9 protein-coding genes are annotated in these 9,936 nt (G+C 48.1%); 4 read left to right on the forward strand and 5 right to left on the reverse strand.

The features are described 5' to 3' along the window. Positions 1-458: 458 nt before the first annotated feature. Both pepV and B3157_RS11715 read right to left on the reverse strand, forming a co-directional pair. Positions 459-1,859: a dipeptidase PepV gene (gene pepV / locus B3157_RS11710; RefSeq protein WP_214059796.1), complete on the reverse strand. Its 1,401-nt coding sequence runs from the start codon at positions 1,857-1,859 to the stop codon at positions 459-461. 12 nt (positions 1,860-1,871) lie between these two features. Beyond that, positions 1,872-2,969 (reverse strand): MalY/PatB family protein, encoded by a 1,098-nt coding sequence (locus tag B3157_RS11715; protein ID WP_214059792.1) that lies wholly within the window; start codon positions 2,967-2,969, stop codon positions 1,872-1,874. 182 nt (positions 2,970-3,151) lie between these two features. Here B3157_RS11715 and B3157_RS11720 point away from each other — a divergent pair, with 182 nt between their 5' ends. Further along, positions 3,152-3,370 (forward strand): hypothetical protein, encoded by a 219-nt coding sequence (locus B3157_RS11720; protein WP_292590623.1) that lies wholly within the window; start codon positions 3,152-3,154, stop codon positions 3,368-3,370. Positions 3,371-3,393: 23 nt separating this feature from the next. On the opposite strand, the gene B3157_RS11725 is transcribed toward B3157_RS11720, so the two are convergent. Together B3157_RS11725 and B3157_RS11730 are read right to left on the reverse strand one after the other, a co-directional pair. Beyond that, positions 3,394-3,963, reverse strand: coding sequence for a phosphatase PAP2 family protein (locus B3157_RS11725; protein WP_214059793.1), 570 nt, complete (start codon positions 3,961-3,963; stop codon positions 3,394-3,396). Positions 3,964-4,038: 75 nt separating this feature from the next. Continuing rightward, positions 4,039-5,094: a tyrosine-protein phosphatase gene (locus tag B3157_RS11730; protein ID WP_214059794.1), complete on the reverse strand. Its 1,056-nt coding sequence runs from the start codon at positions 5,092-5,094 to the stop codon at positions 4,039-4,041. A 372-nt stretch (positions 5,095-5,466) separates the two neighbouring features. Between B3157_RS11730 and B3157_RS11735 the strand changes: the two genes are divergently transcribed. Next, on the forward strand, positions 5,467-6,084 hold the full coding sequence (locus B3157_RS11735) for a fibronectin type III domain-containing protein (protein WP_292590625.1): 618 nt from the start codon (positions 5,467-5,469) through the stop codon (positions 6,082-6,084). Positions 6,085-6,840: 756 nt separating this feature from the next. Here the strand turns inward: B3157_RS11735 and B3157_RS11740 are convergent. Beyond that, a complete protein-coding gene (locus tag B3157_RS11740) occupies positions 6,841-7,266 on the reverse strand; it encodes a hypothetical protein (protein WP_214060564.1) in 426 nt (141 codons plus the stop codon). A 689-nt stretch (positions 7,267-7,955) separates the two neighbouring features. Here B3157_RS11740 and B3157_RS11745 point away from each other — a divergent pair. Further along, complete coding sequence (locus tag B3157_RS11745; protein WP_214060563.1) at positions 7,956-8,909, forward strand: right-handed parallel beta-helix repeat-containing protein; 954 nt, start codon at positions 7,956-7,958, stop codon at positions 8,907-8,909. A gap of 181 nt (positions 8,910-9,090) precedes the next feature. After that, positions 9,091-9,270 (forward strand): hypothetical protein, encoded by a 180-nt coding sequence (locus tag B3157_RS11750; protein ID WP_214060562.1) that lies wholly within the window; start codon positions 9,091-9,093, stop codon positions 9,268-9,270. Positions 9,271-9,936 lie beyond the last annotated feature (666 nt).

Below are 9,936 nucleotides of genomic sequence, written 5' to 3' on the forward strand. Positions count from 1 at the left end.
ATTCCCCTGGGGGGTGAATACGTTATACGCACCAACCTCTAACCTCGTTTTTTGTTCTCACAACTCACAACTTGGAACCGATCCTTTGCTCTTTCCAGCGTTCAGCGTATCTTAGCAAGCGGAGAGCGGCTCTTTTCGTCGGACGGAGAGCCATTCAACGGCCAACCGCTTTCTTTGCTCCTGACCAACCCCCAATCTGCACAATCCCCGACCCCGGTTATTCATACAACTTGCATCATGCAAATACTCTTCACAACACAAAGAGTTTTCTCCTAAGCGAAATCGGTTCTTTCCCCGCGAAGCGGGCATTGCGACCTGGGATGTTCTTCCCAGCCTTGCGTCCGCCGATGCATTCCGGCGCCTTGCGTCTTATTCCGCTCTTTCCTACAACCAACCTCTAGCCTCGTTTTTTGTTCTCACAACTCACAACTTGCAACTTGGAACTGATCCTTTCCTCTTCATCCGCAAAGCTCGATTATCGCCTGTGTGAATATCTTCGCACTGGTCAACAGATCTTCAATCACCGCAAATTCATCCGGTCCGTGCATGTTATTTTCGCTGCCGGGCATAGTGCTCCCAAATGCTACACCGTTTTCCAGTCGATGAACGTACGTTCCACCTCCCATGGAGATGCAGTATCCCTTCTTTCCGGTGTAGTTTTCGTAACATCTAAGAAGTGTCTTGACGAATTCCGAGTCACCGGGAACGTGGTGAGGAGGTTTTATATCATCGTTTTGCAGAACTATGCCATACTCGGCCAGTTTTGCCTTAATTACATCAAGGAGGTTCTCTTTCGTTGCGCATAAAGGAGCCCTGCAATCGAACGTCCCGTTGAGGCTTGAACCATCGTAATCCATCATATTAAGGCTTATTGTAAGCTTGCCGGAGAGTTCATCGCTCATCGCAACGCCAGCAGCCTCACCTAGCCAATCTCCGTGAGGAAATACTGAGTTCAGAGCTTTCAGCCGTTCAAAGCCGGTACTATGAGAAACCGGGAGTCTTGAGATGACCTCCAGCAAACCCGTCAAAGCATTTCTCCCCTTATCTGGAGTCGAAGCATGACCTTGAAGTCCTTTAGCCGTGATTGTAGTCTTTTCCCCCTCAGTGGTTAAGTTGAACGAGATGCCACTCAGTTCGCTTACGGCATCACAGTAATCTCTGATCTCTTCAGGATCGATTCCTTCGACAACCGCAGATGCTTCACCGGGAACGACATTGCTCTTGATGCCTGCCTTGAAGCTCACGACCCTTGGAGTCTCGGTTGACTCTTCAAACCTGGATTCGAACTTTCCCTGGAGCCCTCCCTTTTCTATATTCACAACCGGGAAACTCGCATCCGGCGAGAAGGTCATAGGAGCCTCCTTTTCGATTCCATAGTAGTAGCGTATGTCGGATGATCCACACTCCTCATCTGTTCCTAAAATAAGTCTGACGCCGGCTTTTAGGGGGATGTCAAGATCCCTTACAGCCTTCATGGCGTATAGAGCAGCTACTGCAGGACCTTTGTCGTCGATCGTTCCGCGACCGTAAAGCTTTCCGTCCTTGACGACTGGATCGAAAGGCTCCGTAACCGACCAGCCGTCTCCCCCAGGTACTACATCGAGATGGGCCAGGATGTCCAGCTTGTTTTCGAGTTCATTGAAATCGACAGCACAAACGTAGTTGTCGTAATTCTTGGTCCTAAATCCCATTTCAGATGCCATTTCCAGAGCTGCAGCCAGTACTTCCGCCGGCCCATCGCCATACGGTCTACCCTCTTTCGCTTCTTCCCTGTCGCTCTTTATTCTTACCAGTCTCATAATGTCTCTTATCATGAGTCCTTTGTTTTGCTCGAAGTAGTCTTCAATCAGTTTCTTCATAAGAATCAATCTTCACCTCCACCTGTTATAAGTCTCAGATAATGGGTATCCGCGTCTTGCAGCTGCATCGAAAAGGTAACCCAGTGATTCCTCTATCTTGCCTCTAGGTGCAGCAACGTTCATCCGTGTGAATCCCTTTCCCCCTATTCCATAGTTTATACCACGGTCTAGGTCGAGGTATGCCTCATTAAGCAGAAAGGATTGCAGCTCGTCATCATCTAACCGAAGGCCGCGCCAATCTATCCAGATCACGAAGGACCCCTCTACTTCGGATACTCTAACATCTGGAATGTTGCTTCTAAAGAAATTCCTGATCATGTTTATGTTCTCAGCAACATATTTCTTCATCTCCCGTACCCAGTCAGAGCCTTTCGGTCCGTATCCGGCACATACCGCCGCGTGGGTCAGAGGATCTATGCTTCCATAATGATCGGCATCCCGCTGAACCCTGAACTTATCTCTTGTTTCGGAATCGGGGATAATCATATTTGCATTGTTAACGCCCGTGAAATTGAAGACCTTTCCCAGCGAGGTCGCAACTATCGAGTGGCTTTCGTTTCCAGCGACCTTAGCGTAAGGAATTGTCGAATTGCCGTTGAAGGTTATCTCTCCGAATATCTCGTCACTGAAGACAAGGACGTTATATCTTTGAGCAAGTGAGGAGATTATCTCTAGATCTGAAGGCCGCCACACTTTCGCAATGGGGTTGTGAGGATTGCACAATACGAAAAGCCTGTTCTTATCAACTTTCATGCATCTCTCAAGGTCGTCGAAATCCATCGAGTACTTTCCGTCTTTGTAGATCAGAGGATTGCTTACTATCTCTCGATTCGTCCTTCTGACTGCCTGTTCATACCTGTTGTAGACAGGAGGCTGTACGATAACGCCGTCTCCCTCTTCTGTGAATGCCCTTATTGTCGTTGCGACTGAGTGAATCGTGCCGTAGGTAGGAACTATCCAGTCTTTCTCTATCTCCCAGTCTCGCATGTTCTTCATCCACCAGCGTATGCTTGAGAGATACTTATCATCGGCAAGAGTGAATCCCATAAGCCCAATCTTCGCTCGCTTTACAAGGGCGTCGATTATTACCGGAGCGGTCTTGAAGTCCATCTCGGCACCGGCATAGGCTTCGTATGGGGGCTTGTAACGGATACAGTCAATAACCTCGGCGGAAACAAACTCATGATACCCTCAGACAACTTCGCCGCTCATTCTATTTCTTCTTCGCTTTCACAGAAAATCGCGATGATGAACTCAACGAAACTAACCGTGGAGACAATGCTTCTGTTGTAATGTGGGCAGAAACGACGGCGATTTTCACAACGTATATTCCGGCCGGGGAGGAACAGGTTCCTGTTTTACAGACGCCAGCCCCGATTCCGCTCGTCGCCGCATCCAGTGTTAACGGAGGCAAGGTTGTCGCCGTTTCCTGTGCTTTTACCTTTCACGGCACTCTGATGAGATTGGCTCCAGGCGACAATGACCTATTTAGAGCCATAGTCGAATGGTAAGCATCGATGAAAGAGTGGAGTGACTACTGCAAGTTTCCGGATTTGTCGTTATTCTCAGGTTTGATAATTGTATACTTCTCGAATAGTCCGACGGTAATGATGCCGCATAGCGCTCCGAGTACAACCCCGGCGACCACGTCCGAGAAATAACTGAAATAGACGTATATTTCGGCAAGCGCTATGAAAGCAGAGAGCAGGACAAGGGGGACTCTGAGCATCTTGACGTTGTTCCAGAGAACGGCGGTGTAGGCAAATGAGATAGTAACCGGAGAAGATGGGAAGGAGTAAGTTTCGGGAATCGGAAAGATTATCGCATACCCCTCGATAAACTCGAGTGGTCTCAACCTCCCGAAGACAGGCTTAAGGATAACGAAGGCGACAAGCAGACTTATCCCCAGCCCCAGTGAAGTCATGTAGCCGGCCCTGCGGAACCTCTTGTCGAAGAGGAGAAGGACCGTCAGTAGTATCCATACGAGGGCCCCCCTTTCGAGAAACAGCATAAAAGAAAGGAACAGATCCATTACCTCTCCAGATATTGCCGAGTTCAGCGAATTCATTAACGAAAGCTCAAATTCATTCAACGCATCCCACATACAGCCACCACCAAAATCCTATCAAAAGAGGCGGCTCAACACCGCCTCTCGATAATAACACCTTCAGTATCCTATTTATCTTAGAATATCTTGAATAGCGGCGATCTCTGTGTAAGTGAGACCGGCCCTCTTCGTCAGGTAGTCAAGCGCAACGCTCTTGACGTTGACATCGTCAACTGGATTGCCATTGTTCATAAGAACGAAGAGATCGGCGATAATCTTCTTCACTGCATCGTAGGCTGCCGTTCCCTGCTTCACATTGTAGTAGTTCTCATAGGATTTGACATAGTCCGCGTAGATCTCGTCGGTCTTTGCGTTCATAATCGCTCCAAGCAGAGCGGAGGCGATTCCGGCCCTGTCCTTGCCTTCAACGCAGTGGATCAGATACGGCGGCTCGTGAGAGATCATGAATCTCAGGCCCTCTCCAAGTTTCTTCGCGAAATCTTCAGCGAGAGGATCTACTCCCATATTTAGGTTTATCAGGTTTCCGGCTTCACCGATTGCCTTGTAATACTCCGAGTACTCCCAGTTCGAAGCAAGCTCTTCGTCTGAATCGGAGAGATTGATTACAGTCCTGATTCCCGCTTGCTCTATTAGGGCCGATGCGTAAGGCGACCTGGGATCGCTGATTGAAGGATGGGAACATCTGTATAGCTTACCGGGTGCGATCTCTCCAATCGTTACTTCCCTGAAGTTTGCAAAGATCTCATCGCTAGCATAATCATCCCTTACATCCGTTCTTACAAGGTGTCTGATCTCCAATTCGTCCCTATAGGCCCCCTTCTCAATAAGCCCCATATTAAGAAGATCTCCAACGGCAAGTCCGTAGGTCTGAGCGAAATTGCCATAGTTGATGGCAAGAAGAACATGGTCGCCGGAATACCTTGCCAGCGGCTGTCCCCTGTCGACATCGCCGTATGTAGTTACGAATGGAACCATGATCGTTGTAGTGCCCATAGTCACGTAAACAAGATCTCCAGCTTCAATGGCGGCATAAACAACTGCTTCCATCGGAATATTCGTATGAACGTTACCGTACTTATCAATCTCGGCCACTGCACCAACGATTCCGGCAAGCATCAAAGCTGACAGAACCACAAAAACACCCAGTAACAATCCTTTCTTAAGCATAAAACACCTCCACCTATCCTATTTAGACGTTAAGATATTTGCACCATAATTATATCACCAGCGACTTTTAATCACGAAGAGACCAATCATCATTATCCGCATGATACGATGATCAGACAACCGAATAGCTCTGTTGTCACGCACTACGACTCCCGCTACTCCGTTTATACCACACATGGAGACGTACAGAAACGAACAAAGAAGTGTTCGCACTCTTTTCCGAAGAATTCTCAAGAAGAGAGTCTGGCCGCTAGAGACTGAATCGACCAGCTCCGTTCTAGAATCAATAGGGAGATGTTTGGTAGATAGGTACTCACTTTTCGGACGAACTATTGATTTCATCTCCTAATTCGGATCGTGGAGGAGAATGAGATGAAGAATGTTCGCCTGATAGTGGTTTTGGCACTTGTTTTTTTCTTTCTTACAGGCTGTCCTATCAAGAATGGCAAGCCAGAATGGGGAGTTATAGAAACGATTGTCAAGAATATTGAAGAGCACTTTCAGATCAACCTTGCCGAGTACAGCTCAGACCCGGACGGTCATCTTATATCGTACAAGCTAATAGGAGGACCAGGAACCATTACAGGGAGCCTTTACGAGTGGACAGTCAGCGGGCCTCTCGGCAACATCACAGTGACAGTGAGGGCGGAGGATGAAAAGGGATTGTCTACTGACAAGACATTCACGATAACGGTCAAGTCGTTCCCCAACGTCCCGTCAAGTCCCTTCCCGGCAAATGGTGCAAAGGATACGAACTTCGAGGTGACCCTGTCCTGGGAAGGCGGAGACCCCGACGGAGATCCGGTACTATATGATCTCTACCTCTCTACAGCTCACAATCCCACTCTTTTCATATCAAATCGAACTACTAACAGCTACACCAAGAGCGGTCTCTCGCCCAACACAACATACTACTGGAAGATAGTTGCAAGAAACGAGGGGTTGTCTGGCGTAGCCGGCCCAATATGGAGCTTCACAACAAAAAAATGAAATCCAGCGAAGGGCAATATAAAACTGTATATAGGGGGAGAATCCGCAAATTCGAGATGTTCGCTGTGCTCACGGGAAGACCAAGATTCTGACCGGGATCATGTAAGAATCACGAAAAAGAACATTTGTCATCCCGATATGCAACTGATCGGGATCTCGAATGTAAGAGCCGCTTTTCGCTGAACGCTGAAAGATCCGCTTGCTAGAAGACGCTGTGCGCTTTGAAGAGCCGTCCTCCGATAAGATCATATTGAGAAAGAGCATTGTCGAGATGTTCGCTGCGCTTACGAGAAGGCGGGAGAAAAGTCAGTCACCTTCGGTGGCCAGTTCCGCTTCGCGGGCTAAAAGCCGGTAAACGCTCCAAAGAACCGCTGTTTGCTTATCGCTTGGAAGAGAAGAAGTTCTCCGTTGGGTGTCCGAGAGGAAAGATCTGTTCTTCGTTCCAGAGCAGAGCGAGGATCTGTTCTTTGTTCTTGGTCAAGGTCATATTTCCAGAGCATGGCAAACCCAGACCAGGAAATTGTCAGGCCGACGAACGGAGCTGGTTTTGACAAACCAGATTTTACCATTCTTTGCTCTTGGCCAACCACTAACTACGTATCACCAATAACGGCTCTTAGCGCGAAGCTTCTTCTAAAACTCAAAGCGTCTTCTCTGTCTCCATCGGAGAGCGGAGGACCGCTGACGGTTAACGTATTTTGCTCTTTCCAGCGTTAAGCGGCTCTTACAGAAGGACGTTTCTCTTGAAAGCACAAATCAATACTCGTTGGATCTGGAAATGAGCCATTTGCCAGATTCGTTCTTAATCCTCCAGATGTAAGTCCTGTAGTCAATCGGTCCGGAATTCCATTTGATTTCTACGCTGAATTCCACTCTGGCTTCCGTGACTCCCTCGTTGAAATCAACGTCAACGTTGCTCGTCCTGTCGAAGTGAATGACGTTCCTTCCTTCAAATCTGCTTGAATAGGCATCGATGATCTGCGAGTGCGATTTGGACGCCGTGTTTATTACGGCCAGATTTGTGTACAGCCCCGCAAGCTCTACAGAGTTCTCCGCTTCCCAATACTTCTCGAAATCGCTCACAAGTCCACTCACCTTTATCGTCGGGCCTAAAATGAAACAACCCGAAAGCAACAGCAACACAACGACCAAAGATAATATTGACAGAATTATCTTTTTCATCTCTTCGCCCCCTCTGCAAAATAACTTTCATCCGAAGCACATTCCATGAAACTCCTGTCCTCTCACTTTCGTCCCTTGCTTAAGTTTCATCTCGATCCTTGCTTTAGAAAGAATGCCCGCCTGCAACGCTACTCTCGATTAGCGCTTCCTCGTCTACTATCTAAACCCCGCATCGAAGCTCATCTCTACCCTCATCTTCTTTTTTGGAGTTCGATCGTCTAGTCCTAAGTCTCAAAAATATCACAGACCCTTAGAATACGCTCATCTGTGCTCTTGATCTTCAATCCCCGCTAGAGCGGTGGAGAGTGTGCACCTTGAAGCCCGTCTGCAACCATGCTCTCATCAAAGCGTTCCAGTCAACGAGAAGAGCTCCTATCGCTGTAATGTCATTAGATCTCACAGATGACTGTTCTGAGCGAGATGCACCCCCATCCCCAGTTTGCTGCTCTCCTCCCAAATACAATGGAGCGAAAGTCTTTCTTCATCCATGCATTGAAGAGGACAAGAAATTCTAGCACCTGCATTGTCGAAATCGGCTCGCGGGAAGGACTCATTCCCTTTTCCGACACACCGCTTCGATGAAGACCCCACGCCTCGATAGCAATGCTTAACACCCTATTAGTAACAGTTCTCTCTTATTTCATGTAGATGGTTTAGACTAAAGATCAGAAGTAGACGGAGGTGTTACCATGAAGAAGCTTCTTTTTGTGCTGCTCGTATGCTTTGTAATAAGCTCGATCAGCCTTGGACAAGGCGAGGCCGGCATCTTGGTGGTCGGCGACCCGGACGGCCAGTACTCAACCATACAGGCAGCAATAGATGACGCGAAGGCCGGAGATACGGTGAAGATTCTCCCCGGAACATACAGAGAGGGTCTGACTGTAAGCAAGGAGATCAAGCTTATAGGATCGTCCAGAGACGAGGTTATAATAACACCCGAAGAAGGAAAAGATCTCGGGATATTTGTCAGGGGCGCTGCAAATTTCTCGATCGAGAGCGTCACTGTCATTTCGAGCGGCGCGGCAATCAACGTATCGAGATCCTCGGGCAAGATAGTAGACTCCTTCATTGCGGGCGGAAGATTCGGAATCTCTTTCAGCGGCACCGGAATGACCATTGAAGTAATCGACTCACACATAACCTGCTATCTCGGAATGGACAATGAAGATCATCTCGAAACCAGACTCGCAGGAATCTACGCATATGGCAGCGCAACAGTGATTGCAGAGAACTCCGTATTTGAAAGAAACGGAGTGGGGATAAGCCTAACCAACGATATCAAGTACCAGATCCAGAACTGTACATTCACAGGAAACACGATAGGAGTTTCGCTCGGTGGAGACGCAACCGGTTCTCTTGTGGGAAACATAATCACGAAAAACGTCGAAAACGGAATACTTATAAACTCATCTTCCACAACCACACTCAAAGACAACCTCTTCTACGACAACATCTGGCACGGACTCGATCTTTACCTCAACAGATGTACCGAGTGCGAGTGTGGGGGTGAAGAATTCAACGGCACGGTCGTTGGATCGGGGAATGTATTCAAGTCCGAAGACGAGATCTGCCCGATCGACTACTGGGACGAAACCTTCTACAGTTTCGACGAGGATCTGGGAAAGAGCGAGGACGAAGACTGAACCCGACAAACCCCTAGGACATCGGCAATGCCTTGGTGATTTTTTTGTATAACCGTAGTCTTTAATTCTCCGGGCTCAAATGCGTTGATTTCAATCCTGATGATAATTATAGCCATGCAGCGATAGCTACGGATCGTGAGCTTGTTTGAGAGAGTATGGTATACTAATGTTGGGTGATGAGATGTCGAAAATCGACTGGGGCAGAGTGCAAAGCAAAGTGAGCATAGCGCTATCAATAGGACTGGCGGTTGCTGTAATCATCATGGTATTCGCTCTCATAAACCTGACAAAAGCAAACTCTTCCTCACAGGCTTTCATAGACTCAATCAACGAACCAACCACTGTCGAATCGAACAGATGAGAAGGCACCCACTACAACGCATTGACTAGTTAGGTGCCCAGCCCCGTCTATGGGAGGCAAAGACTCTCCCCGCAATGAGCAAATAGACACCCGATTTTTATCGATAGCTCTCAGCTACACTCTCCGACTGGTTTTCAGATTCTAAGGGTCAGACTCGAAATCTTCACTGTGGGAGGAAATTGTCAAAGATTTCATTCTAGACATTTGCTTGCTCCAGCCATCCGTATGACACAGGATGCACTCTTTGCCGAGCTCGTGGATTCCGCACGAATCCCCTTTTGATGCTTGATGCTTAGCCGTGAACGTGCTCGGTCATTTCCGGCCTGCCTGAATGGAACTAAGGAGTCATAGTTCATGAGAAAGCAGGAAGGTTGTCTTTTCCTTCCTGCCTTTTGGGTGTGTATTACAGTTGCAAGTTACAAGTTCTGAGTTGCAGTAATCGTTGACCGTTGTCGGTTCGCCATTCTCCGCATTAGAGCAGTTGCAATCTTAAGAACCGCTGTACGCTTAGAAGCTGAAACCCCGCTGATCGCTGTGAGGAACGAAGAGGATCTCCCAGCCCTGAAACGAGGACCTATCTCAAATTTCGCCTCTAGTGGCGACCCTTCTTTGCATGAAGCGGATCCCTCGCCCCTTTTCGGCTATGGAAATACTTGATTGATCTCT

The organism is Mesotoga sp. UBA5557 (assembly GCF_002425715.1).
Lineage (GTDB): Bacteria > Thermotogota > Thermotogae > Petrotogales > Kosmotogaceae > Mesotoga.